The sequence below is a fragment of the Oceanobacillus sojae genome (assembly GCF_007991515.1).
Lineage (GTDB): Bacteria > Bacillota > Bacilli > Bacillales > Amphibacillaceae > Oceanobacillus > Oceanobacillus sojae.
Window position 1 is genome coordinate 216,860 of sequence record NZ_BJYM01000005.1, and the last position, 24,692, is coordinate 241,551.

At 38.6% G+C, this 24,692-nt stretch carries 20 protein-coding genes and 1 pseudogene; 7 read left to right on the forward strand and 14 right to left on the reverse strand.

Annotated elements, in window-relative coordinates:
- Nucleotides 1-13: 13 nt before the first annotated feature.
- The 8 genes from OSO01_RS07860 to OSO01_RS07895 form a co-directional block, all read right to left on the reverse strand.
- A complete protein-coding gene (locus tag OSO01_RS07860) occupies nt 14-1,663 on the reverse strand; it encodes a gamma-glutamyltransferase family protein (protein WP_246145089.1) in 1,650 nt (549 codons plus the stop codon).
- Nucleotides 1,653-2,816: a CapA family protein gene (locus OSO01_RS07865; protein ID WP_147209875.1), complete on the reverse strand. Its 1,164-nt coding sequence runs from the start codon at nt 2,814-2,816 to the stop codon at nt 1,653-1,655. Before OSO01_RS07865 ends, OSO01_RS07860 begins: the two co-directional genes overlap by 11 nt.
- 11 nt (nt 2,817-2,827) lie before the next feature.
- Nucleotides 2,828-3,277, reverse strand: coding sequence for a poly-gamma-glutamate biosynthesis protein PgsC (gene pgsC / locus OSO01_RS07870; protein WP_147209876.1), 450 nt, complete (start codon nt 3,275-3,277; stop codon nt 2,828-2,830).
- A 1-nt stretch (nt 3,278) separates the two neighbouring features.
- Nucleotides 3,279-4,457, reverse strand: coding sequence for a poly-gamma-glutamate synthase PgsB (gene pgsB, locus OSO01_RS07875; protein ID WP_147209877.1), 1,179 nt, complete (start codon nt 4,455-4,457; stop codon nt 3,279-3,281).
- Between the two features lie 616 nt (nt 4,458-5,073).
- Nucleotides 5,074-5,619 carry a GNAT family N-acetyltransferase gene (locus OSO01_RS07880; RefSeq protein ID WP_147209878.1) on the reverse strand — a complete coding sequence of 182 codons (546 nt, stop codon included), beginning with the start codon at nt 5,617-5,619 and terminating at the stop codon, nt 5,074-5,076.
- 4 nt (nt 5,620-5,623) lie between these two features.
- A complete protein-coding gene (locus tag OSO01_RS07885) occupies nt 5,624-6,250 on the reverse strand; it encodes a TetR/AcrR family transcriptional regulator (protein ID WP_147209879.1) in 627 nt (208 codons plus the stop codon).
- Nucleotides 6,251-6,388: 138 nt separating this feature from the next.
- Nucleotides 6,389-8,008: an amidohydrolase gene (locus OSO01_RS07890; RefSeq protein WP_147209880.1), complete on the reverse strand. Its 1,620-nt coding sequence runs from the start codon at nt 8,006-8,008 to the stop codon at nt 6,389-6,391.
- Nucleotides 8,009-9,448: a sodium:solute symporter family protein gene (locus tag OSO01_RS07895; protein WP_147209881.1), complete on the reverse strand. Its 1,440-nt coding sequence runs from the start codon at nt 9,446-9,448 to the stop codon at nt 8,009-8,011.
- A gap of 304 nt (nt 9,449-9,752) precedes the next feature.
- Between OSO01_RS07895 and OSO01_RS07900 the strand changes: the two genes are divergently transcribed.
- Both OSO01_RS07900 and OSO01_RS07905 read left to right on the forward strand, forming a co-directional pair.
- The gene (locus OSO01_RS07900; RefSeq protein ID WP_147209882.1) at nt 9,753-10,490 is read left to right on the forward strand and encodes a nucleoside phosphorylase; all 738 of its coding nucleotides are present in this window, start codon (nt 9,753-9,755) and stop codon (nt 10,488-10,490) included.
- A 38-nt stretch (nt 10,491-10,528) separates the two neighbouring features.
- Nucleotides 10,529-11,764 carry an MFS transporter gene (locus OSO01_RS07905; RefSeq protein ID WP_147209883.1) on the forward strand — a complete coding sequence of 412 codons (1,236 nt, stop codon included), beginning with the start codon at nt 10,529-10,531 and terminating at the stop codon, nt 11,762-11,764.
- A 117-nt stretch (nt 11,765-11,881) separates the two neighbouring features.
- Here OSO01_RS07905 and OSO01_RS07910 read toward each other — a convergent pair whose 3' ends face one another.
- Both OSO01_RS07910 and OSO01_RS07915 read right to left on the reverse strand, forming a co-directional pair.
- Entirely contained in the window at nt 11,882-12,544 is a 663-nt protein-coding gene (locus tag OSO01_RS07910; protein WP_147209884.1) for a YoaK family protein, read from the reverse strand.
- 616 nt (nt 12,545-13,160) lie between these two features.
- Nucleotides 13,161-14,018: an MBL fold metallo-hydrolase gene (locus tag OSO01_RS07915; RefSeq protein WP_147209885.1), complete on the reverse strand. Its 858-nt coding sequence runs from the start codon at nt 14,016-14,018 to the stop codon at nt 13,161-13,163.
- Between the two features lie 251 nt (nt 14,019-14,269).
- Between OSO01_RS07915 and OSO01_RS07920 the strand changes: the two genes are divergently transcribed.
- On the forward strand, nt 14,270-14,650 hold the full coding sequence (locus OSO01_RS07920) for a YdeH family membrane protein (RefSeq protein WP_147209886.1): 381 nt from the start codon (nt 14,270-14,272) through the stop codon (nt 14,648-14,650).
- Nucleotides 14,651-14,794: 144 nt separating this feature from the next.
- Nucleotides 14,795-15,859 (forward strand): NAD(P)H-dependent flavin oxidoreductase, encoded by a 1,065-nt coding sequence (locus OSO01_RS07925; RefSeq protein ID WP_147209951.1) that lies wholly within the window; start codon nt 14,795-14,797, stop codon nt 15,857-15,859.
- 71 nt (nt 15,860-15,930) lie between these two features.
- Here OSO01_RS07925 and OSO01_RS07930 read toward each other — a convergent pair whose 3' ends face one another.
- The 3 genes from OSO01_RS07930 to OSO01_RS07940 form a co-directional block, all read right to left on the reverse strand.
- Nucleotides 15,931-17,427 carry a DHA2 family efflux MFS transporter permease subunit gene (locus OSO01_RS07930; protein WP_147209887.1) on the reverse strand — a complete coding sequence of 499 codons (1,497 nt, stop codon included), beginning with the start codon at nt 17,425-17,427 and terminating at the stop codon, nt 15,931-15,933.
- A gap of 167 nt (nt 17,428-17,594) precedes the next feature.
- Nucleotides 17,595-18,485: a TetR/AcrR family transcriptional regulator gene (locus tag OSO01_RS07935; RefSeq protein WP_147209888.1), complete on the reverse strand. Its 891-nt coding sequence runs from the start codon at nt 18,483-18,485 to the stop codon at nt 17,595-17,597.
- A gap of 351 nt (nt 18,486-18,836) precedes the next feature.
- The gene (locus OSO01_RS07940) at nt 18,837-19,727 is read right to left on the reverse strand and encodes a LysR family transcriptional regulator (protein ID WP_147209889.1); all 891 of its coding nucleotides are present in this window, start codon (nt 19,725-19,727) and stop codon (nt 18,837-18,839) included.
- 118 nt (nt 19,728-19,845) lie between these two features.
- Between OSO01_RS07940 and OSO01_RS07945 the strand changes: the two genes are divergently transcribed.
- From OSO01_RS07945 to OSO01_RS24165, 3 genes and pseudogenes are all read left to right on the forward strand, one after another.
- Nucleotides 19,846-20,874 carry a YeiH family protein gene (locus OSO01_RS07945; protein ID WP_147209890.1) on the forward strand — a complete coding sequence of 343 codons (1,029 nt, stop codon included), beginning with the start codon at nt 19,846-19,848 and terminating at the stop codon, nt 20,872-20,874.
- Between the two features lie 252 nt (nt 20,875-21,126).
- Nucleotides 21,127-21,220, forward strand: a pseudogene (locus OSO01_RS24160) (ribosomal protein L7/L12); the annotation flags it as partial.
- A gap of 5 nt (nt 21,221-21,225) precedes the next feature.
- On the forward strand, nt 21,226-21,381 hold the full coding sequence (locus OSO01_RS24165; protein ID WP_443093864.1) for a ribosomal protein L7/L12: 156 nt from the start codon (nt 21,226-21,228) through the stop codon (nt 21,379-21,381).
- Between the two features lie 63 nt (nt 21,382-21,444).
- Here the strand turns inward: OSO01_RS24165 and OSO01_RS07955 are convergent, their stop codons facing one another.
- A complete protein-coding gene (locus OSO01_RS07955; RefSeq protein ID WP_147209892.1) occupies nt 21,445-24,651 on the reverse strand; it encodes an efflux RND transporter permease subunit in 3,207 nt (1,068 codons plus the stop codon).
- Nucleotides 24,652-24,692 lie beyond the last annotated feature (41 nt).

The window sequence follows — 24,692 nt, forward strand, 5'->3', positions numbered from 1 at the left end:
TGTTCTTTTAAGATTAATTATTTGTATCGGCTTGCCAAACACCGTTTCTCCGGGAATCTGCAGCACCATATATACTGTTGGACCCCTCGTCGATAACAAGTGATTGTATACCTCCATAAAAGTCAATATCCGTTTGATTGTAGATTTCATATCCACGTGCTCTCAATTCTGATTGAACATCTCTATCCAACTCTGTTTCTGTGAAAATATCATTACCTTCAATATAAAATCTATTATCCTCAACTGCTTCATCAAATGGTTCATTAAACATCAAATATTTAACGAGCACCTGTGTCATTACCATTGGGATTCTTTTCCCACCTGGTGAGCCAATACCGATAGTTTTTTCACCATTCGTCAAAATAGTCGGGCTTGTGAAGCTTCTTGGTGTTTTTCCCGGCTCAATGCTATTCAACGAATCATCATTTGTACTAAAATTCTCCATTTGGTTATTCATAAAAAACCCGCCTACATTATCACCGGAGCCAAAGAAATTTCCTAAGGTATGTGTCGCTGATACCATTGTACCATCTTGATCGATAATGACAAAGTGTGTCGTATTATCGTGATCTTCCTCGTCTGATATCGAATCATTTACTTCATAATCCTCGGATAATTCATCAAGTGAAATGGTATCTGCCATTTGTTGTGTATAATCAGCGGAAGTCAGTTCATCGGTCGGTAATGTATCTGTAAATGACGTATCTCCCACATTCTGGATACGATCATCATAAGATCGTTTGGAAATTTCTCCGATCAGATGAATATAGTCCCTTTGGTTATCCTCAGTCGAAGCAACATTTAATTGTTCAGCCATTTGCAGAGACTGAATTAGTGTAACTCCTGCTAATGGCGGCGGTGCAGAATAAACATCATAGCCGGCAAAGCTGCCGTGAGCCGCCTCAGCTGTTGTTGCCGTATAACCGCTTAAATCCTCTGCTTGCAATGTATTTTCCTTTTCTAATATTTGATCCGCAATAGGCCCATCATAAAAAGCATCTGCTCCGTTTTCCTGGATTAAACGTAATGTTTCTGCTAATTCAGGCTGTACTAATGTATCATTCACTTCCAGTATTTCACCATTCGGGAAAAATTCATCTAATTCTGCGACATCCATCCGGTAAGATCCTTTACCAAGTCGATCTACCAAATGATTATCTACTTCAAATCCTTCCTCTGCGTAATCGATAGCCGGCTGGATCAAGTCTTGCATGTCCATCGAACCAAAATCATTATTAAGCTCTTCCATTCCTCTTACTAAACCGGGAATAGCAAAGGTTTCCGGCCTCGCCCCCGACTCTGGTGCAGTTTCACGGTACTCATAGACAGCCGGTTCATCCGCATCATAGGGATAAATCAACATCTCTCCCCCTCCGCCGATGCCTGAACCATAAGGCTCTACAGTACCAAGTACGTAGGCAACCACTACGGCTGCATCTGCAGCGTTACCGCCTGCCTCCAGCACCTTCATCCCAGCTTCTACTGCCAATGGATGGGAAGCACTGACACCATAGCCTTCCGATGTATTCATCATTTCGGATTGCTCGACACCATAATCGGTATTTGTCACTTCCTCCTCAAACATCCCTTGCTGTGCATAAACAAATACCAGTCCTGCAACGACAACAATCGTCAATATCGTAATAAGCTTTTTATTGCTCACTATCAGAACCCCTTTCCTCTAAAACATCAGAATGATCTACTTCCAAGATCAACTTTCCATCTTCTTTTTTAAAATTCTCTTCCGGCTGGTTTCTCATTAATTGCAAATGAATTTTCATTTGATTGTATTTGTTTTCTGTTACGTAAGGCTGTGCTCCGTTTATACGTAACGGAGTAATTTCAAACCTGCCTGTCCCGTCACTTAACAGATCATATTGGACAATGGCACTATCCTTAGTCCGGGACCATCCCTGGTCAAAAACAAAGTTGCCAAGTCCGTAAAATATAACGCCATCCTTATATTTTTCTACTTCTTGCAGTACATGGGAGTGATGCCCAATAATAGCGTCTGCGCCAACATCAATCATCGCCCTTGCTAGCTCTGTTTGTCTCGGGTGCGGCTGATTGTCATATTCAACACCCCAATGCATATTTACAAAAACAAGATCAGCATTTTGATTCGCTTCCTCAATCATCGGAAAAATATTATCCGGTAACGCACGGGCAACCCCTGGACGATAACCGAGAGCTGAGAAGCCCTCAACAAGAGCATCTGTATATCCAAGTGTTGCAATCGTTAAGCCATTTACTTCCTGATAATCTATGGCAGTTGCTTCTTCCAGGTTCTCTCCTGCACCAACATAGTTTAAACCTATATTATCCAGTGCTGAAATCGTGTCATTCAGTCCCTCTGCCCCATAATCCATCATGTGATTATTAGCTAAATTGAGCATTGTAAAATTCAGCTCTTTTAAAGCATTGGCTGCCTCCTCACCCGTATGTAGATGAATCCGCTTATCTATTTGTTCATAATTATCTTCATCTTGAAGTAAAATTGGATTTTCAAAATTACCTGACACATAGTCGGCGTTGTCAAAGAAAGGTTTTACTTTCTCAAAAGGATATGTTAGTCCATGTTTTTCTGTCACATCTTCTACATGGCGGCCAAACATGATGTCACCAACGAAAGTAGCGGTGAACTCTGAATCACCCTTTTCTTCCACTTCTGCTACATCTGGTGAAAAGAAGATTTGATGTCCGATAATGAAGATAACAATGGCAGCTAAACCGATGGCCACATGTTTACCAGCAGATTTTTTTTGTTGTTTCCCCATTCGCAATATTTTTTCTTGGTATGTTAATTTTTTAGACATATTAACCCTTCCTATATGATGTAATAGACGCTTAAAATAACAAAAGTAAGTGCGCCTAATAGAAGCGAACTTCCGATTGTAATAATGGCCCCTTGCTTTTGGATCGTATTCGCAATCAGGCCGGGCACAATAACCCCAATTCCTCTAAATTCCAATATTTCAAATGGAAGCATTGGATAAGCGTAATCCAGGAGGAGCTTCAACACAATTCCTACCGACAGCATTGCTGCAAATTTTCTTCGTCCGTAAAGCAGCATAATGCGCGACAACCCATATGTAACAATGACATAGGTTAGAAGACTAATCCCAAAAATAACGGCGATAAATATAGGCTGGTCAAAAACCAGTGCTAAATATCCCGGCACAACCAGTCCAGCTGGTACAATGCCTGTTTTCTCTGAAAAAAGTAAGCTTAGAATCACTCCTAGCACGAGTGCAATATATAAATCTGAACCAAACATTCTATGATCCTCCTATTTCTGTGTGTGCTTGCAGTTTTTCAACTAAAGGTTCTGCCGCACCATGAACATTTCCAATCCCATAGATGATATTATTAGATGCTATCTCTATTAATGTTCCATAGATTTCGTCAGTTGACTTTTCCTGAAGATCAATAATTTGATTGACTTTGAGTCTTCCTGACCTCACCGCATTCTTAATTGGTTCTGCCTTTTCCCCAATCAACACGAGCTTATCCATCGGTATATGTGGTAAAACATCATCTGCAAATTGGATAGTCCGATCCACGCGATCTTCCCGGCAGTTCATTACAACAATTGGAGATTTTGCAGAATAGCCTTGAGACACTACATTTTTCCAAATATTGATTGTTGAGGATGGATCGTTAGCCGCAAATCCATTGACAAAATATGCTGATTTGCTTCCCTGCTTCAAATGCTTAATCCGCATTGCACCTGGATCTGGCTGTGCCTTAAGCATTCCTCGAAATGCCGTTTCTTCATCAATATCCAATGCTTCAGCAACTGCTAATGCCAGCGAAGCATTTTCCGGAAAGATCATATAATCAAATTTGCGTAAATATACTTCGGGGATTTTACTATTATCAGCAACAATCACCTTCGTATTTCTTTTTGCTGCTTCTTTTTTAAAATAATCTACATAGGGGCCTTGTGAAATAATTAAATGGCCATTATGCGGAATCGTAGCTGTAAAAGCCTCAGCAACTTCATCCAGTGTAGGTCCCATCACATCCATATGGTCTTCCAGCACATTAACAATCACACCAATGTTCGCCTGAAGCAGTTTTTCTTGAAATACAATTTGATAATCCGGGTTAACTGCCATACACTCGCTGACTAAAGCATCAGCTCCCAGCATTGCCGCTTTCCTTACAACCATTTTCTGTTCACCGATATTCGGTCCCTCGGGACGTCGCTGGATAGGCTCTTCCTCTGATGTATTCCAATAAATCATCCTTGCTGAAGTACCAGTTGTTTTACCGATGGTTTTATAGCCTGCCTCTTTGATAATACCTGTAATTAATCGCGTGACGGTTGATTTCCCGCGGATTCCATTCACGTTGACCCGAATTGGCAGAGCATTCACATGCTTTTTATGGGAATTCCATTCCATAATACCGATAACCAGTGCAATCACGAGCACAATTGGAATTAATAACATAACTATATCCTTCCTTTACCATTCATCAAATCAATAAAAACACAGATTTTCACTCTTAAAATTCATCCGTTGAAGTATTTAGACACATATTGACAATACCTAAGATATTTTAACAAAAAATATATACTTTACTATAAAAATCCCTTTTTTTATTCTATTTGTAATATCTGAGAATAAACTGACTCTCTAATGTAATAATGTTGCAGAATAAATACACTTAGCACGTGCATATTGTTTACACTAAGGAATTCATATGAATTGAATGCTTGCTTGAGGTTTTCATTCTAACTTGAAAAAATATTCAAACAATGGATTTCATTTCATTGAGGCAAATTTGTAAGATTTATTAGCCAATTTATGACTGTTGATTAAGTAACTATGAGCTTTGGGTTTTTCCAAAATCTTTATATTACTTTATTATTGCTTCATTGAATCCAATATGCGCTCATAATACCCTACTTCCCAAAAATACCTATTCCCAAACTTAACTTTTAAATTGAAAAAATTTACTAACCAACAGAACAAATAGCCTGAAACATAAATGCAATGAAAACAAACATAAAAAACAGGAGCAGAAATAAAAATTTCCTGCTCCTGTTTTTTATCTAAGATTCTATTATGCTTCTTTTTTCACAAAATACTCTTCCTGTAAAATCCCCATATGAATAATGTCATGCCACTTACCATCCCGAAATAGCGTCTGTCTGCTTTTCCCTTCCAATTCAAAGCCTATTTTTTTATATAAATGAATCGCCCGCTCATTAAATGAAAATACCCGCAAGGAAACTCTATGCAGGTTCAGTTCATAAAAAGCGTAATCCAGCAGCAGTAACAGCCCTTCCTTTCCATATCCTTTTCCCCAGTATTCTTTCTCACCAATATCAATAATACATTCTGCATTTCGGTTTTTATAATCCATATTAATTAAAGAAACAATACCGATAGATGTTTCACTTTTCTTATCTACCAAAATATACCCTTTTGAAGTATCCGATCCCAAAATAGCATATTCTACAAATTCTTCTGTCGCTTCCTTGGGATAGACATCTAAAGAGGGGCTGGTTGAGTGCATTACCTCTACATCATTTCTCCATTTGTGATAAAGTTCTGTATCGTCTTTTGTTATCTTCCTTAACTTCACTCTTCTAGATTCAAACAACATACAATCACTCCTTATCTGCCGCATGAGGGCAAACAATATTTTCTAAAGAAAAAAGCAGGATGGATAATTGCTCTTTTACTTTCGTTTGCTCATTCCCAAGCTGAAAAGTGTCTAGCATCAGCCCATTTATAAAAGAAATAATATATCTGGCAATCGTATCAGCAGGCTGCTGCAGTTGAAATTCTTTTTTGTACACTCCCCAGTTCAGCACCTCTTCTATCAATCTTGTCATTTCATTATAACGCTGTGAAATATATGGGAAATCTTCTGCATGCTTTACATAATTGGAGGACAAAAAGAATTCTGCTTTAGCCTGAACTAATGACTGATGAGTATTTTCAATAGCCTCCTGCTGCATTTCAAACCATTGCTTCAACTGCGGCCAGAGCAGTTCATCATCCGAGGCTTCAAAAAACTGCATATTGTCATAGTCGTCTTCTTTTAAAACCTCCATAAACAAATGATCAATATTATCAAAATAACTGTACATTGCTCCTCTTGATATGCCTGCTTCGTTCATAATATCCTGCATGGATGTTTGCACATAGCCCTTTCGGATAAACACTGTTTTCGCTGCCTGAATCAACTTCTTCTTTTTTTCTTTTTTATAGGCTTCACTTACCTTTGGCATAGAATCACCTCAATTAAAATAAAAAAACTATACATGATTGTCTTTTTTATTATAACGACAACTATGTATAGTTTTCAAGCTTTATTTTTATCTTATTATAATACAGAAATAGAAATAATTAGATTTAGCATAACTTATTCAGGTATAACTCTCTCTTTGATAGACAACTTCACCACCAACGATGGTCATCTCTACCAGGTCATCTGATAAATGAACAGATGAATCAAGCGGGTTTTGGTTTAATACTGCAAAATCTGCAAATTTACCTTCATTAATGCTGCCTTCATTCTCGTCGGTACCATTTAATTTAGCAGCATCTACAGTCATCTTTCTGTAAGCTTCGATTCTTGTCAGCTTTTGATGCTCACCAAGTATTTCTCCCTGTCTTGTTTTGCGCTCCACGGCAATCCGGATAGAATCTAACGGCGAGATATCTGTAACAGGACAATCGGAATGGATCGTGAATGTCATCTCTGTATCTTCCGCCCATCGGACAGGGTCCAGATTTTGTACTCTTTCCGGTCCTAAAAAGTACTTTTTATGAATATCTCCAAAGTAGTAAATATGATTCGTAAAGAATGATCCGCCAATTTGATGCTTTGTCATTTCTTCAATATCCTCTTTATTTACTGTTTGCAGATGCTCGATTCTGTTCATTATATCAGTCGTTTTTGTCTGGGCTGTTGCTTTATAAGCCTCTATCACTGTCCGTGCAGCCTTGTCCCCATTTGCGTGGGTAATCAATGGATAACCAAGCCGCTGGAAATGATTAAAAAGCTCTTCCATCTCTTCTTTTTCAATTTGTAAATCATCTGATGATCCCCCATCATAGTAATTACCGCGGATAGCTGCTGTATGCAGCTGAATAGAGCCATCACTGAAAAATTTAGCGCCAGCCAAGGTGCTGTACCCGTTACTGAGCGACTCAAATTTCTCCTTCAGCTCATCTGCGTTAAGGTTTTGAAGCTTTGGTTCATGAAAAAGCAGCTGATACGTAATCGCCCACCTTGTCCGAATACTTTGCGGCGTCTCCAAAAATTTCAGCACTGCTTCATAATCATCCATCCCGGAGAAAATACCGACTCCCATTTCTGTCGTATTGGTTATTCCTCTCGCTTGATAAGCCTTAACTCCTGCTTCGATATCTGCTGCCAGCACATCCGCTTCTGCTTTTGGAAGTACTGCTTTGACTTTATCCAGCGCCGGAAATTCAAACAACACTCCGTTAACCAGACCATTTTCATCACGTTCATAGCGTCCGCCCTTAGGATCTGGATCATTTAAACCGACTCCCATGATTTCCAGTGCTTTTGTATTAACTGCACCCATATGTGCTGAACTCTGCTGAATATAGATGGGAATTTCTTTTGAAATTTGGTCTAAGTCAAAACGGTTTGGATGGCGTCCTTCAGCAAGTTCAAACTCATTATAGCCGTACCCCCGCAGCCATCCATCGAAGGTGATATCTTCCTGCTGTTCTTTAAATTTCTCAATAATATCGCTGATACTCTTCACATTTTCAGGAGAGCAGTTCAGCTGCTTGCGAAAACTGCTATACATCACCAAATGGCTGTGCGTATCAATAAAACCGGGTGAAAGCCATTTACCTTTTAAATCCAGCGCACTATTATTTTCTATGGTTTTATTCTGCTCTGTTATCTTTTTTATCCGGCCCTCTGAAAGCTCGACAGTAGCCAGATATACTCTATCCTTCAATAAATCCAGTACATTCGCATTAATTATTTTATTTACAGTCATTTATTCCAGCTCCTTTGCAAGTGTTTTTTCATCTTCAAGCTTATGACGCATTGCCGTCTTCACCACTTCAGATTTATCATGAGATGTGAGCAGACTCGCTACTACCAGCAGGACAAAAGAGAATGTATAGCCTGCAAGTGCCTGATCAAAGGGCATACCCGTATACGGATAAATCAATATAAATATTAATGAACCGATCATGCTGATGAACACGCCTTTTTTGGTCACGCGCTTCCAGAACATAATTGCTAAGAATGGAAAGACAAGAATGACACCATTCACCATTAAGGCCCAACGATATGCATCATTAATGTTCGTTATAAACACGGCTGCACCAGTACCTAAAATAGTTACAATCGCCACGGATATACGAGATACAAGCAGTAGCTTCGCGTTCGTAGCTTTTGGATTTATCAGCCTTTGATAGAAATCACGGGTTAAGTTGCTTGCTCCCTGCAAATTAAAAGAAGTCGCCCCAGTCATCAATGCCGCAAGCAGTGCAACAAAAATAATTCCGGCTACAGGTGCGGGCAGTAGTTCATTGGTCACATAAGAAAACACCAGATCCTGCTCCATATTCAAATCTACAAATTGCCTTGCAGAAACTCCGATTAAAAATGGAAAAAATGAAATTGCAGCAACAATTAAATGGCCAGTAATTCCTGCGGTCAATGCTGTTTTTTCATCCTTGGCTGCAAAAATACGCTGCCATGTCGACTGCCAGACAAGATAGAATGGTCCAACTGATAATGCATACAGTAAAGTGTCCGATAATCCATCGGGACTGATTGGACTCAAGTATTCAAAAGAAGTGTTGCTGAATAAATCTCCTAATCCCCCTACGTGAATAACAATTGTGACAGTAAGCACAATAAGGCCTAAAATAATAATAAGGGCTTGAACTGCATCTGTGATAATAGTGGCAGGCAATCCGCCTGGAATGGAAAACAGAAGAATTAATATCGTACTTACAATTAAACCTGTGTTTAAATCCCAGTTTAGCGTGATATTAAAAACGGTGGACATTCCTACCAGCTGAAGCCCTAGCGTAGGAACAGAATACACAATAGCAGAAGTAATGGATGGAACAATTCCAGTACGTCCGCCAAATCTGGCTGTAAATAAGTCTGCCAGGGTAAACAATTTTTGACGCCTTAGCGGTTTTGCAAAAAGGAAAACCAGCGTTAAGCTGAAGGCATAAGCCACGAGTGCAAATTTAAAATACCCCGAAAAACCGACAGTAAATCCAAGTCCTACCCAGCCTATAAATACTGCAGCCCCTGCATTGGTGCTAATGATGGTTCCGGTAATTTTCCAAAATCCAGTGCTCCATGACCCGATCATGTAATCTTCATATGTTTTAATCTTATAGTAGTAATACCATGCAACTGCAATCATAATTCCAAAATATAGCGTGAAATATGTAATATACCAATACATTATTTTCCTCCCTCTTTTTTTAAAATAATTTCATTATATACTATCACGTTTCATTTTTAAATTATTATCTATTTTTTCTGAAAATACTAGTCAAATAGAAACCCTTATCAACACTACTCAATATATAATCTAGTAATTTTAATACTCTATTTTACAATTAAAACCATTCCAGTTTTGGAGATAATAATAAATCAGAAAAACATTCTCAAAAAACTTCTTGTATTTTTTATTCAGAGTAATATAATTTATTTCGTATGTAAAAAATAATACAATATCATCCGCTTCTTAAGGAGAGAGAATAAATATGGACAATATTCATTTAAACAAGGTGGATGCAGCTGATTTAGGCGAGGTTACGCTTTTAGTCGGCGATCCGGCAAGAGTAGAATTAATTTCCAGTGATTGGGAGCAGTCTAAATTAATTTCAAAAAACCGTGAATTTATTTTAGTCAGCGGTATTTGGAAAGGAAAAAGAGTTTCCATATGCTCCACAGGTATCGGAGCCGGTTCAACAGAAATTGCGACTATCGAATTAATCCAGAGCGGTGCCAAAAAGTTTGTACGTTTAGGGGGGTGCGGCGCATGGAGTGACATGCTGTCTCCTGGAGATCTACTCCTGAATCATGCAATGGTCAGAGATCCCGGTATGCTCCATCAATATGTCAGTGATGTCTATCCTGCTGCAGCAGATCCAGCTTTATTAGCGACCATTCAATCGCAGGCAGAACGAAATGGACTAAATGTACATACAGGCATTGGAATGACAACCCAAAGTTATTATCTCGGCCAATCGCGTGAACACGGGGTTAAAAATGGCCCGCAGCCTGATCAAAGCTTTATGAATTACTGGAAGGAAAGACATATTCTTAACTGTGAAATGGAATCAGCTGTACTATTCATCTTAGCATCGCTTTACCAAATACCAGCTGCAAACTGTCTTGTTGTTCATGTTAGCCGTATGAACGACCAGTGGGTTCCCGATGAAGATTACAGAGAGCTGCATAAAGAAGCAGCAAAAATCGTTTTAGATGCTTGCATCTGATGAAGCAGACTTTACTAGAAAAGGCGTGATACAACACCATGGGAAATACAATAGAAAGCAGTAAATATAAAAAGAAAATTCTAGCATCATCCATGCTTGGACTAGGTCTGGAAAGTATGGATATCATGTTCCTCTCATTTGTTTTAAGTTCCATCATTGCAGAATTCGGTATTTCTTCGGCAGCCGGCGGATCCATTGTTTCTATTACAAATTTCGGAATGCTGGTTGGAGGTGTCGTATTCGGCGTACTTGCTGATAAATACGGAAGAATCAGGATATTTACTTATACGATTTTTCTTTTCTCTGTAGCTACTGCTTTAATGGCCTTCGCAGATAATATTTATTTTATTTATATTTTAAGATTTTTAGCCGGAGTCGGCGGTGGTGGAGAATTTGGAATAGGTATGGCATTAGTTGCGGAAGTATTTGCAAAACAGAAGCGCGGAAGAATGACTTCATGGGTGACAATCGGTGGACAGCTTGGCGCAATAGCTGCCGCTCTTTTAGCTGCTCTTATTATTCCATTGTTTGGCTGGAGAGCATTATTTATTACAGGTATCGTCCCTGTACTGCTCATCTTTTATGTCAGAAGAAATTTAGGCGAAACCGAAGAATGGAAAAAAGCACAAACAGAAATCAAAAAAGGAAAAAAGAAAGACAGCTCCTTATCCAAGCTGTTCAATACACCTAAACGGGCGTACACTACGGTTGCATTGACTATTATGTCCACTGTCCAGGTAGCCGGATATTTCGGATTAATGAACTGGCTGCCATCTATTTTACAGGAACAGCTGGGATTAAGTGTTTCCGGTTCTTCCCTTTGGATGATAAGCACCATTATCGGAATGTGTCTGGGAATGCTTTTGTTTGGCCAGATATTAGACCGTTTTGGCGCCAAAACATCCTACGGCATTTTTCTTATTGCATCTGCCGCTTCTGTCTTTTTATATGTCTTTGCGCAAAGCGCTGTTACCATATTGATTGGCGGAGTGATTGTCGGCTTTTTCGCAAATGGAATGAATGCAGGTTACGGCGCACTGATCAGCAGCTTCTACCCGACAGAAATCCGAAGCACTGCAAATAATACTATTTTTAATACTGGACGGGCAATTGGCGGTTTATCCCCTATCGCAATTGGATTCTTTTTAGATAATTACAGTATAACAGCAGCAATGGCATTCTTATCTACTTTATATATGATTTCCCTGATAATTATTTTGACGCTTCGAAATAACCCTCTGAAAGGGATGAAGCACAGGGAAAAGAATGCATAGATAAAATTTTAACAAGCAGCAAGATCCTGATTTCATTCCTTCATATTAGGAAATGAAACCAGGATCTTCTTCGTTCTGCTCTTTCCTTCTTCGAAAAATTATCATTTCCCCTATCATTTAATCTCGTTTAAACAGCAGCCAAAGGTAAAAACAGCCTGTAATAGCAAAAGCCAGCCACAAATTTATATAATCACCAAAAAGTAAAACAACTGTACCTGTTCCAACTCCCAGCATAAATACAGTGATTCCAATTAATAGAGTAAAAAAAGTATGTAAGGCTTCTTTATTTTTATGAAATACTGCTAAATAAAGATTATTCATAAGGTTCTTTGTGTTACCAGTCATAATCCCGTTATTTATACTGGTTGATTTGATTTTACGAAATACTGTCAGTTCATATCCTGCCAGTAAGCCTAATAGAAAGCCGATAACAGATGGCCCGATGTTTTGCTGTATGACGGCGAGTATAAACAGGAATACCATCTGAAGAAAAAGATAGATACGATACTTCCTCCAGCCATATGCTTTAAAGCGCTCTATAATTCCTTGAGCTATAAATGCCCCAAGAGCAAAGCCAATAAATGAGGAGATATGGACTAAGGCGTCTGGAAAATTTCCTTCAAACAGCTTGGCAGCCAAAACAACCATATTTCCTGTTTGTGCACTGGCAAACAATCCATCCTGGGTTAGAAATGTATATGCGTCAATAAATCCCATTAGAAAAGTGGAGAAAACAGTTAATATAGTTAAAATTTTATTTTGATTGATTTCATGTTGCACCCTTTATCACCCCTTTCCTAGGTTATGGAATGGATAGAATAATAGCTTTTTATATTCTTTGCAATTCATGAAAAAGCAGAACCTAGCCCCGAATAATTTATACTATATTCTTTTAAATAGGAAATATACTTAGTTTAAGACTTCTTGTTTCAGTTGTCCAACAAAGAAATAAACTGTAGTATAAAGAAAAGGTCTTCAAAGCAAGGAAGTTTATTTATCAATTAAGAAGGCAGCATAATATGGGGAAGGACATAAAATATTCATGGAGAAGCTACTGCTGTTTCATAACGAGTGTATTGCCGGTATTTTTCTCATATCGTACCTGAGTCCGTTGGGTCTTCATTGAGCTCTGAAAATTTACTGTTCATGATTATATGCCCTGATTGGGATGAATATTATCGCTATTATTTTTCTCTTCATTACCTGGAGAAATAAAGAAGAAAAAAGACAATTGCTGTTCTCTCACTTATTCTGACGATTTTTAATTTGTTTTCTACCGCCGGCTTTATTTGGAATATTTCATTGTTCACCAATCTGTCCTAAATTAATTTTCTTCAAAAGAAATTGCTTTTCCAAAAAAGATTTTATTCTTCTTTCCTGAAAAAGCAATTATATACTAATGTTCTTTACGGTTCACATATCGTCCATAATCCGGCACAGCAGTCTGATCAAAAGTATCCACTAATTTCGCCAGTCCTGCAGACAGTTCTTCCTCATGCACCGGTTCTCCATGGCCGGTTACTGCAATTGCAGGTTTTAAAGCTTCCAGTGTTTGAACAGATTTCTTTGCTGCTTCCCAATCTGTTGTAAAATATCTTGGTGGTCCATGTACTTCTCTATCCTGTATCATCACTTTATATAAGGAATCCTGTTTTACCGTAACAAATGCATCTCCAGCAATCAGGAAACGATCTGCATCTCTGTATAAGGAAATATGGCCTGGAGAATGGCCTGGTGTATGTATCCATCTCCAATCAGGCATCCCCGGTATACTTCCGTCAGACGGAATCTCCAATATGCTGCTTCCCAAGTTAATTGGATCGTTAGGAAATATGGCAGAAGCCTTTGCAATTAATCCTCCTTCTACGCCTGAGTCAGGTTCTGGATAGCTCTCTTTTCCTGTCAGGAAAGGAAGCTCTAATCTATGAGCATAAACAGGTATCTTCCAATACTTTACTAAATCAACAACTGCTCCCACGTGGTCAAAATGACCATGTGTTAAAATAATTGCTTTTGGAAAATTGCCTTTACCAAAACGCTCCTCAGTTACAGCTATAATTTCATCTGCTGATCCAGGCATTCCAGAATCTACCAATACAAAATCCTGTGTGTCCGGATTTCCTACAAAGCAGATATTAACAATCTGAACCGTGTAACAATATATATTTGGCAATATTTCTAATCCTGCGCCACTATTCACTGAGGTTGCCGGGATATATTTGTAATCATCTCCGTAAGAAATATCTTTGTCCATTTTCTTATCTCCTCCTATATTAGGAAACATTTATTATATAGATACTTTTCCATTCTGTTATAATTTTTATTCTTTAGGATGGAATGCTTCTAAAAATGTCCGGTTAAAAAGAAAGCTGTACGATACTGCAGATTAAAACTTTTTTGAATCCTCACATACTTTTTTCCATTATTTAACTAATAATTAGCTGATTTTGAAAATAGAATTTATAATAAAATATGTTATAGTAAAACAGAGAAAGGGGTTTTATGATGTCTAAAAGATTTCTGATAATTATTGTAACTTTACTGATTGCTATTGCAGCTATTTTATTTGCAGCCCGATCCCAGACCGCCCCCAATACTATTTCATATGCTGACCCTGCAGGCTTATTAATTGCGATAGGAATGGTCGTTGTGCTATTTCTTCCGCCATTACTTTTATCATTCTTTCATAATTCTATTGTTAGAACGATTTCTGCCGTCTACCAGATATTCATTGCGATTGCTTTTATAGGGCTCATCCCAGCAGCCATTTTTGCATCAGCTGGAATCGCTGTTACGATTGCAGCAATTGCGGGAACACTTACAAGTATTGCAAGTATTTTTGTAACTTTATTTGCAGGAAAAAGTAAAAATACATATAGTTTCTAAAAAATGGATTAGATTTTGTCTTATCCATTTTTTTCATAATGAAATGGATACAAAAGATATACGTTCCTTTGTTAAGCACAAGCTGTCATAATATATATAGAACTATTCACAACTTTTTCGTCTCATAAAAAAGGAGGAATCATGATGTGGAATCAAAATATATTAACCGAAAAAATTGGCATTCGCTATCCGATTATCCAGGCAGGTATGGCCGGAGGTATAACAACACCAGAGCTCGTTGCTGCAGTGTCTAATGCGGGCGGACTTGGTACACTTGGCGCAGGCTATTTGAAGCCGGAACAGACACGGGAAAGTATCCAAAAGATAAAACAGCTGACTGATAATCCCTTTGCAGTCAATTTATTTACGCCGGAAACGCCAGAAGTAAACGATACTGAAATAGCACAGGCTAATGAATGGCTCCTTCCATTTCGCGAAGAATTACATATCTCTGAAGCTCCTGAAGTAAAAGAAGTGCAGACTGCTATTTTCGAACAGCAAATCCAAATTATTATTGAAGAGCGGGTCCCTGTATGCAGCTTTACATTCGGGATTCCTTCCAAAGCTGTTCTTCAGCAGCTGAAAGAAAATCATATTATAGTAATGGGAACAGCAACAACTGTTACAGAAGCAAAAGCTAATGAATACAGTGGAATGGATATGGTTGTTATGCAAGGAAGCGAAGCCGGCGGACACCGTGGAACATTTTTAAGTTCTTTTGAAGATGCAATGATTGGGACAATGGCACTTATTCCGCAAGCCGCAGATCAGGTAAATATTCCACTGATTGCAGCAGGCGGAATCTCTGACGGAAGAGGTGTACTGGCATCCTTCATCCTAGGAGCCCAAGGAGCTCAAATGGGAACTGCATTTCTTTCCTGCTTCGAAAGTGGCGCAAATACGCAGCATAAGCAGGCTGTCCTGAACATTGAAGAGGATCAACTGGCCATAACCTCGGCCTTTAGCGGTAAACCTGCGCGGGGTATTCGGAATGATTTCATCAAAAAGATGAAAAAACATGAAAAGCATTTACCGCCATATCCAATTCAAAACACCTTAACCAAGCAGATTCGAAGTGAAGCTGGAAAGCAAAACCGTACGGAATGGATGTCATTGTGGTGTGGTCAAAACCCGCGATCTTGCAAATCACAGTCAGTGAACGAACTAATTACTTCCATTGTTTCACAAATTGAAAATATGCAAAAGTAAAAGAAAAAATGCTTCTTAACGAAAAAAGCAGGATGCCGTTCATTTTTTGAACAGTATCCCGCTTTTTTATTTTATGCCTTTTCTGGTGTGAGATTTTCTTGTTGTAACTCTGTTTTTTCCGCTTGAGTTGTTCTGCCCCGTTTAATAAAGAATGCAAGAATCAACCCGATAACGGCGAATACTGTGGATACCATAAAGGCATCATTGATTCCTGTAACCTGTGCAAGATGCGCAGCATGCACCATGTCTTGCTGATTTGCAGGATCAAAATGATTTTCCGCAATAATACCTTCGATACTATTTTTTGCCTGATTAGTCATTACAGTAACCAGAAATGCAGTACCTATTGCACCCGCAACCGAACGGACAGTGTTCACCATTGCTGTACCATGCGGATGAAGTCTTTGTGGAAGCTGATTCAATCCGGCTGTCATAATAGGCATCATAATCATAGACATTCCAAACATACGAATTGTATAAATAGAAATGAGGTATGCATAACTTGTTGTGTCTGTCAGCTGCGTAAATAAATAGGTTGTAATAACTGTTATTGTTAACCCTGTAATCGCAAGCGGACGTGCACCAATTCTATCAAATACTCTACCGGTAATCGGCGACATAATCCCCATGACAATCGCTCCCGGCATCAGCATCAGACCTGAATTCATTGGACTGACACCTAACACATTTTGTAAATATAACGGAATTAACAGCATTGGAGCAAACATAGCTACTGTAATTGCGATATTAATTACCGTTGTCAGTGAAAAAATACCATCCTTGAAAACCCGAAAATCAAGCATTGGGACCTCTGCTTTAAGCTCGCGTATTACAAACAGAGTTAAACTTACAAATCCGACTACTAATCCTGTAATTACCGTTGCATCTGTCCATCCATTTGTTCCGGCAGTACTAAATCCATACAAAATGCCGCCAAATCCGAGCGTTGATAGAATAATTGCTATCACATCAATTTTCGGGAAGGTCTGTTTTGTAACGTTCTTCAAGAAAATTGCTCCAAGAATAATCGTTAAAACAGCAATTGGGAAAATAATGTAAAATAATAATCTCCAAGAGTAATGCTCTACGACAAACCCTGATAATGTTGGACCGACAGCAGGTGCGAAGATAATAGCAATACCGATAACTCCCATTGCTCCTCCGCGTTTTTCAACTGGGAATAACGCTAATACAACAGTTGTTAACAGCGGCATTATAATTCCCGCTCCAACTGCTTGAATTACCCGTCCAGCCATTAATATAGTAAAATCTGGTGCAATACCACAAATTAATGTACCAGCAGCAAATAGACTTATCGCCGTTAAAAACAGCTGCCTTGTTGAAAATTTCTCCATTAAAAATGCAGTAACCGGAATAAGTACACCATTAACCAGCATAAATCCGGTAGTAATCCATTGTGCTGTACTCTCTACAATATCTAAATCCTCCATTATCGAAGGCAAAGCCACATTCATCAATGTCTGATTCAAGAGCGATACAAATGCTCCCAGAATGATAACAGCCAGAATGGGCCCCTTTTTTATATTATTCATTGTTGATTCAGCCATAATTCCTTTCATCTCCTATTTCTTCTATATACTTATTTCTATAGTAATTTTATCGTTGATTCTGATTTCAACTTTTATTTAGATTTATGTTAATCACTCAAGAAAAAAAGAATGTTAAAAATCACATTCCAATCTGCCAGTCATACCTATCTCGCTTCTAAGAGCTTTTACGTTGCCTGTAGAGTATTTAAAAATATCTCTACCCGATGGACCAGTGGTTGACACTCCTCTTCCTGAGCTAAAAACAATAGCAAGGATTTAATCAAAAACATTTTAGGTTTCTTCTCATAAATCTCTTTTTGCAATGATTGCATCGCTGAAATATACTCTTCTTTCTCCTCGTCATGCAGTGCTAACTTTTTCACTTTTTTCTCTAGTTCTTCCAGAAGCTGATTTATTTGTTCTTCTGGAGACTTCGAATCCAAATCTGCTTTATAAGCCTCGTACTCTTCCATTTTCCAAGGTGTCAAAACTGGCTCTGCGTCTGATGTATGATGAATCATCGTATCCAATCGTTCTATGACAAAACGGGCTACATCTTCAAAATCAAGCTCCTTATGATCCCGGAAAATCAGTGATATATATTCCTTCAATGTTCCCTGAAGCATTAGCGTAAGATCCCAGATATACGGCTTCACTTTACTTCCATAAGCCTCAATAAAGCAATCCTTATACCAATTCATCATGCTGATTCTGATTCTTTTCATGAGCAAAGAAATTTTCGGATTATCATGAGGCGGTAATGCCGTGAGCAGCATGCTCATATAATCTTTATTTTCACGAATACCGTCAAATTGTACCACAAGCTTTTGAATCAATTTTTCTTTCGGCGGCAGAGTTGAATCCAGACTAATATTTTCAGCCTGCCTCAGCATTTTTCTTTGATTATGGCGGATAACTTGAATCAAGAGCTCTTCCTTGGAATCAAAAAAATTATATAATGTTCCTTTGGAAATTCTGCATTCATTAGCGATTTCCTGAACCGAAGTGGCGGAATACCCTTTTTTAGAAAAAAGGTGAATTGCTGCTTGCATAATTTCTTCTTTTTTATCCATCATTTGTCCCCTCTTTAAAACCCATCCTCTTCAGGTTTCCACTTTCTGATTTTCGAGAAGCAGCTGAATGAGTTTACCAGTAATGCTTTTCCCTTCCATATGACCGCTAAGTCAAACGAGAACTATTAAGTCACTGCCATATTATAATTGACTACTCGGTTCTTTGTCAACCACTCAGTTCTTTAAATTAATAAATTCTTAATCGTATACACTAAAATAATTATATTAAGGCAGGTAAACATATAATATAAAGAATGGTTTAGTTTCATTACGTTTTCACAGAGTACTTGATTAGGTGATGATTTCAATAAAAATGGAAGGAATACCGTTTGCTAGTATTCCTCCCGTAAAATGTTAAAATGTCCACAGCTGACTGCTATCACGCAGCAGCTTCATAAAAATCTCCAATGTGTTCGTTTTGAACGGTGATTTCGTAATGATAGAAAACTCTCGTATAAAAGGAAGTCCTTTAATAGGAATAATCTTCAAATCGCCATATTTTACTTCCTTTTGAACAGCCCACTTTGAAAGCAAGGTAATACCTAGTCCAGCCGCAACGGATTCTTTAATAGATTGGGTGCTGCTAAAATGCATCAATCGAAAAGGTGCTATATCAAACTTTTGAAAGAATTTTTCTGTTGCTTCTCTCGTACCTGAACCGCGTTCGCGTACAACCCATGTTTCTTTTACTAAATCACTTAGCTCTATTTCTTCTTTATCCAGCAGCTTGTTTTCGGAAGAAGCAACGATGACCATTTCATCTTCCGCAAATTCCTCAGAAATAATTTCTTTCCTGTTAAAATGTCCTTCTACTATCCCTATATCCAACTGATGCGTGGCAACTAGATCTGCAATTTTAGCTGTATTTCCAATCGTTACAGCTGGTTCAATATTCGGATATCTTCCCAGCATGTCCGCAATTATTCTTGGAAGAACATATTCTCCAAAAGTGTAGCTTGCTCCAATTGCCAGCGGTCCATTAGCTCTGTTCACCAAGTCATCTACTAAGTTTTGCATCGTTGTATATAAGCCTAATATTTCCTTTGCATAATGATAAACAATCTCTCCTGCTTTATTTAAACGGACGTATTTATTACTGCGTTCCAATAAGCGCATACCTACACTATCCTCCAGTGCACGAATATATTGGCTGACTGCCGGCTGAGTCATATAATGCTCCTCTGCAGCTTTAGAAAAACTCTGCTTTTCTGCAACTGTGATAAATATTCGCAAATGATTGTCCATTCGTTCACCTACTTTTATCTGTTTTTTCTATTATAACAATTTACTTATCTTATTTATTATAATAAATTATTTTTCTTATACATTAATGTTAGCTATGCTATGAAAAGGAGGTGCTTTTATGACTGCACAAGCATCACAACGAAAAAAACGATTCAAATTAAATTCTTCAGGAAAATGGGTTGGCGGCATTGGATTTACTTTTTTTATTGCCATGCTTGGATTCCTGTTAGCAAAAATTCCCGGCTTTGACCAGGTTGGGCAGCTCGCCTGTGCTATTATCATTGCTGTTATTTACAGACAATTTTTCGGTTACCCGGAAGCATTGCGCTCTGGGATTACTTTTTCTTCAAAAAAACTGCTGCGCTTAGCTATCATTTTGTATGGATTGAAGCTAAATATTAATACCGTATTTCATGATGGGCTGGGACTTCTTGCACGTGATGCTTTTGTTATCCTATTTGCAATAGGCGTGATGATCTGGCTTGGTAAAATATTCAAAGCAGATAAAAATATTACTCTGTTACTTGGAGTTGGTACAGGGGTCTGCGGAGCTGCTGCAATTGCAGCTGTTGCCCCAATTATAAAAACAAAGGATGAAGATACCGCAATCAGTGTCGGGATTATCGCAATGATGGGAACTGTTTTTGCAATCGGGTATTCTTTAATACAGCCATTAGTGCCTTTGACACCATCGGATTACGGAATTTGGTCGGGAATAAGCCTGCATGAGCTTGCCCATGTAGCTATCGCTGCTGAACCTGCCGGAGAAGATGCATTAGCTGTTGCACTGCTCGCAAAATTAGGACGCGTATTTTTACTTGTGCCACTCTGTTTTATTCTAATTTATATTATGAGAAGCAAAAATAAAGGAGATCAGACACAAAGCAGAGTTGATTTTCCATGGTTCCTGATTGGTTTTATTCTGATGAGCCTTATTGGAAGTTATGTGGTTGGAAATATAATTCCTGTCTCCGATAGTGTAATGGAAGGTATTTCTGTCGCAACAACTTGGATACTGACAGCAGCTATGGTCGGATTGGGCTTGAATGTCAGCCTAAAAGACTTGCGGTCTAAGGCTTTGAAACCGCTGCTGGCAATTACTATTACATCTATTCTCCTTTCTGTTGCTGCTTATTTTATTATTTAAATGCTTTATAAAAACGGCTCTATGAAACATTCTTTCTTAATCCATAGATTGTGGTTATCTATGTTATTATAAATGGACAAATCAAAACCATTGGAGGTAATTGACATGTCCACGGAAGTTATACTAATTGCTGTTATTATTTTGGGAGGTATCTACCTGTTATCATTACGAATCAGAAATAAACACGTTGATGGACAGGAAAAAGAGCTGAAAACTCCAGAAGAAATTCTCCCTGAAGTTCAGCAAAGACTTGAATCGGGTGAGGATAAAATTAAATTGATTAAATTTGTACGTGTAGAAACCGGACTTGGGTTAAAGGAAGCGAAGGATCTGGTTGAGGGGAACTTTAAAATGAATACAGCTGATTCGGACACTGAACTTCAGCAAAAAGTAAAAGAAATGCTTCAATCTGGATCCGGGCCAATTAAAGCAACAAAATATGTCCGTGAGCAGACTGGATGGGGATTAAAGGAAGCAAAGGATTTTGTTGATAATGCTAACAGATAGTTAATAATCTGGAAAATAGTAAGCAGGACAGCCTTTTCGAAAAGACTGTCCTGCATATTTTTATTATCTTAATTCTTTTTTACGAAATTTAGCAAGTACCTCATAAACAATCGGTACAATTACAAGCGTCAATAGTGTAGAGCTTGTTAAACCGCCAATTACCGTAACACCAAGTCCTTTAGAGATCAGTCCGCCGCCTTCAGCTCCAATTGCCAGCGGAATAAGTGCCCCGACTGTCGCAAGAGCTGTCATCAGAATTGGACGAAGTCTTGTAGAACCAGCTTCCAGCAGTGCTTCTCTGGTAGAAAGCCCCTCCTTCTCCTGATGAATAACTCGGTCAATTAATACTACGGCATTGGTTACCACAATACCAATCAGCATCAATGCACCAATCATCGCGGAAACACTTAACGGTTCTTTTGCAATCCATAAGGCAACTAAGCTTCCTATTACTGTGAATGGCAGTGAGAACAAAATTGCAAATGGCGCTAATGCACCGCCAAAGGTAACGACAAGTACGAAGTAGACAATTGCAATTGCTGCAAGCATTGCAAGCCCCAGCTGTGTAAAGGAATCATTGATTTCCTGGGTTACTCCGCCAAATTCTACTTTCACACCGCTTGGCAGATTCAATTCACTAATCTGTTCATCTACCTCATTTGATACCGCTCCAGCATTATTTGTCTTTATATCTGCTGTTAGAGATGCATACATTTTTCCGTCTCTTCGGTCAATTGTATCTGGTGATTTTCCATCTTTTACTTTCACCACTTCTCCTACAGTAACCGTAGTTCCTAATGGCGTCTGGATCTCAATATCTGTTAAATCATCTATTGAATTATATTCTTTTTCTTCTGTTTCAACATAGACATTAACATCATCGCCATCATGTTTTACCGTAGTAAGAACTGGCGCTTCTCCCGCATTGCTCAAACTCATACCAATTTGAGCTGCTGTCAGTCCATATTGACTTAATTTTTCCTGATCAGCCACAAGTGTATACTGGTCATATGCTTCTGACATACTGGATTCGGCTTTCTCCAAATCACTGTTGTCTTCCAAAATTGGTAAAACTTGATCCGTAGCGGTTTGGATATCCTCCAAATTATCACCATATACATACAGTTCTAAGCCGCTGCCCATGCTGGCAAAATCCATGCTCTTCCATTCGCCATTTTCCGTATCTTCATTCAGCGCATCAATTACCTTGGCAGGCTCCTCACTGAAATTCTCAAAATCATCATCATACTCGATAAAGAATAGCGCAGAATTGTCTCCGCCCATTCCCATCATACTAGTCATCGGATTACCGCCGCCAAGAGAATACTGATAAGTAGTAACACCCTCACGGTCGCTCAAGAAGCTTTCCGCATTACTTGCAGCTTCTTCTGCTTCTTCTTGTGTTTCTCCTGGTTCAGGGCTATACGTAGCCATAATCATTTTTTGTTCTTCATCCGGCAGGAAGCTTACGCCAATAACCGGAAGCAGGAATAAACTAAGTGCAAGTACGACAACAGCACCACCAAAAGTAACCAGCTTATGGTCCAATACCCAATTTAATATACGCTTATAAAAAAGTGCTAATTTATTCGGCTTCTCAGCATGAACACTTTTTTCTTCAAACGTTTTGCTGTTTAATTTCTTCTTATATAAAGAATGAGCAAGCATTGGAACAACTGTCACTGCTACTAATAAGGAAGCAGCAAGCGCAAAAACAACTGCCAGTGCAAACGGCAGGAACAGTTCTCCAACCTGACCGCTTACCAGACCTAATGGTAAAAATACTGCTATGGTTACAACAGTAGATGAAAAAATTGGAACAAACATCTGTCTGGTTGCTTCACGTATTAAATCTTTTCCATGTAATTTCTCACCCGGCAGAGACATTCTCCGGTATATATTTTCCATAACAACAATGGAATCATCAATTACCCGCCCAATAGCTACCGTTAAGGCACCTAACGTTAAAATGTTCAGAGTAATATCCATTTGCTGTAATAGGAATAAAGCCATCAATAAGGATAACGGAATGGAAATAATAGAAATCAATGTCGTTTTTATACTTCTCAAAAATAGCAGGATAATAACGACTGCAAAAATAATCCCAAATAAAGCCTTATTCAACATTGTGTTGACAGATTCTTCAATAGGTTCTCCCTGGTCAAAGGTCGATGTTACTGTAAGCCCTAAATCATCTTCAAAATTTTCTGCTTCAGCTTTAACACCGTTTACCACATCTACCGTATTCGCATCCGCACTTTTCACAATTTGAATACCAATGGAGTCTTTCCCATTTGTCCGGGAAATGGATTCCGCTTCACCAACAAGTTCAATATCCGCAAGGTCATCAAGCTGTACTGTCGGCATTTCTATCGGAATCTGCTGCTCTGCTTCAGATTGATCAGGCATGTCGCCATCTGCTTCCGCACCTTGAGAAGGGTCCATCATAGCTTGATCCTGTTCACCCTGCTCCGGCATCCCTTCAGGAGGAGCCATTTCCTGCCCGCCGCCTGCTGTATCACCAGATGGTACCGCAGGGATTTCCAGCTCTTTCAAATCATCGACTGATGTAATATCTCCATCAATTACCACATTTTTTACTTCTTTATCAAAAGTGGTTAATCCAAGTGGGAAAGTAACATCAGAGCCTTGGATAATTTGTTCAACTGTATCCTGATCTAATCCGTATTCATTTAATGCATCTTCATCAAAAGTAATATTAACCTGTTTCATCTGCTGCCCGGTAACCTGGACATCTGAAACTCCATCAATACCCTCTAAAGCCGGTACAACGTCCTGCTCCACACTGTTTGTTAATTCTTCTAAGCTGTGCTCATTATCACTAATGCTTAGAGCCATGACCGGCAATGCATTGATACTTAATCTGGAAACTTCTGGATCTTCTGCTCCTTCAGGCAAAGAAAGATCAGACAATGCTTCATTCACTTCATCTATCGCCTTATCCATATCCTTGTCAAAGTCGAATTCTAATTGAACAGAAGACATATTTGCCATAGAAGAGGAAGTAACGTTTTCTATTCCTTCTAAATTCTGTACCCGCTGTTCAATCGGCTCTGTTACTTCATTAACAATCTCATCTGGAGCAGCCCCCGGATAAGTCGTCATAACAGAAACATTCGGAAGTGTAATATCAGGCATTGTTTCTTGTTTCATGTTTAAGCCTGCGTATAAGCCCGTAACAACTACCATAATGGTAAGAATCCATATGGCAAACTTATTATTAAGCGAAAAATTAATAATCTTCTTCAAATAGTACACCTTCTTGTATAGTATGTTTAAAAACTAATTGT

Coding starts and splice junctions, on each gene's coding strand:
- OSO01_RS07865 (WP_147209875.1), bottom strand. CDS start 2,816: ATGTCTAAAAAATTAACATACCAAGAAAAAATATTGCGAATGGGGAAA.
- pgsC (WP_147209876.1), bottom strand. CDS start 3,277: ATGTTTGGTTCAGATTTATATATTGCACTCGTGCTAGGAGTGATTCTA.
- pgsB (WP_147209877.1), bottom strand. CDS start 4,457: ATGTTATTAATTCCAATTGTGCTCGTGATTGCACTGGTTATCGGTATT.
- OSO01_RS07880 (WP_147209878.1), bottom strand. CDS start 5,619: ATGTTGTTTGAATCTAGAAGAGTGAAGTTAAGGAAGATAACAAAAGAC.
- OSO01_RS07885 (WP_147209879.1), bottom strand. CDS start 6,250: ATGCCAAAGGTAAGTGAAGCCTATAAAAAAGAAAAAAAGAAGAAGTTG.
- OSO01_RS07890 (WP_147209880.1), bottom strand. CDS start 8,008: ATGACTGTAAATAAAATAATTAATGCGAATGTACTGGATTTATTGAAG.
- OSO01_RS07895 (WP_147209881.1), bottom strand. CDS start 9,448: ATGTATTGGTATATTACATATTTCACGCTATATTTTGGAATTATGATT.
- OSO01_RS07900 (WP_147209882.1), top strand. CDS start 9,753: ATGGACAATATTCATTTAAACAAGGTGGATGCAGCTGATTTAGGCGAG.
- OSO01_RS07905 (WP_147209883.1), top strand. CDS start 10,529: ATGGGAAATACAATAGAAAGCAGTAAATATAAAAAGAAAATTCTAGCA.
- OSO01_RS07915 (WP_147209885.1), bottom strand. CDS start 14,018: ATGGACAAAGATATTTCTTACGGAGATGATTACAAATATATCCCGGCA.
- OSO01_RS07920 (WP_147209886.1), top strand. CDS start 14,270: ATGTCTAAAAGATTTCTGATAATTATTGTAACTTTACTGATTGCTATT.
- OSO01_RS07925 (WP_147209951.1), top strand. CDS start 14,795: ATGTGGAATCAAAATATATTAACCGAAAAAATTGGCATTCGCTATCCG.
- OSO01_RS07930 (WP_147209887.1), bottom strand. CDS start 17,427: ATGGCTGAATCAACAATGAATAATATAAAAAAGGGGCCCATTCTGGCT.
- OSO01_RS07935 (WP_147209888.1), bottom strand. CDS start 18,485: ATGATGGATAAAAAAGAAGAAATTATGCAAGCAGCAATTCACCTTTTT.
- OSO01_RS07940 (WP_147209889.1), bottom strand. CDS start 19,727: ATGGACAATCATTTGCGAATATTTATCACAGTTGCAGAAAAGCAGAGT.
- OSO01_RS07945 (WP_147209890.1), top strand. CDS start 19,846: ATGACTGCACAAGCATCACAACGAAAAAAACGATTCAAATTAAATTCT.
- OSO01_RS24165 (WP_443093864.1), top strand. CDS start 21,226: ATGAATACAGCTGATTCGGACACTGAACTTCAGCAAAAAGTAAAAGAA.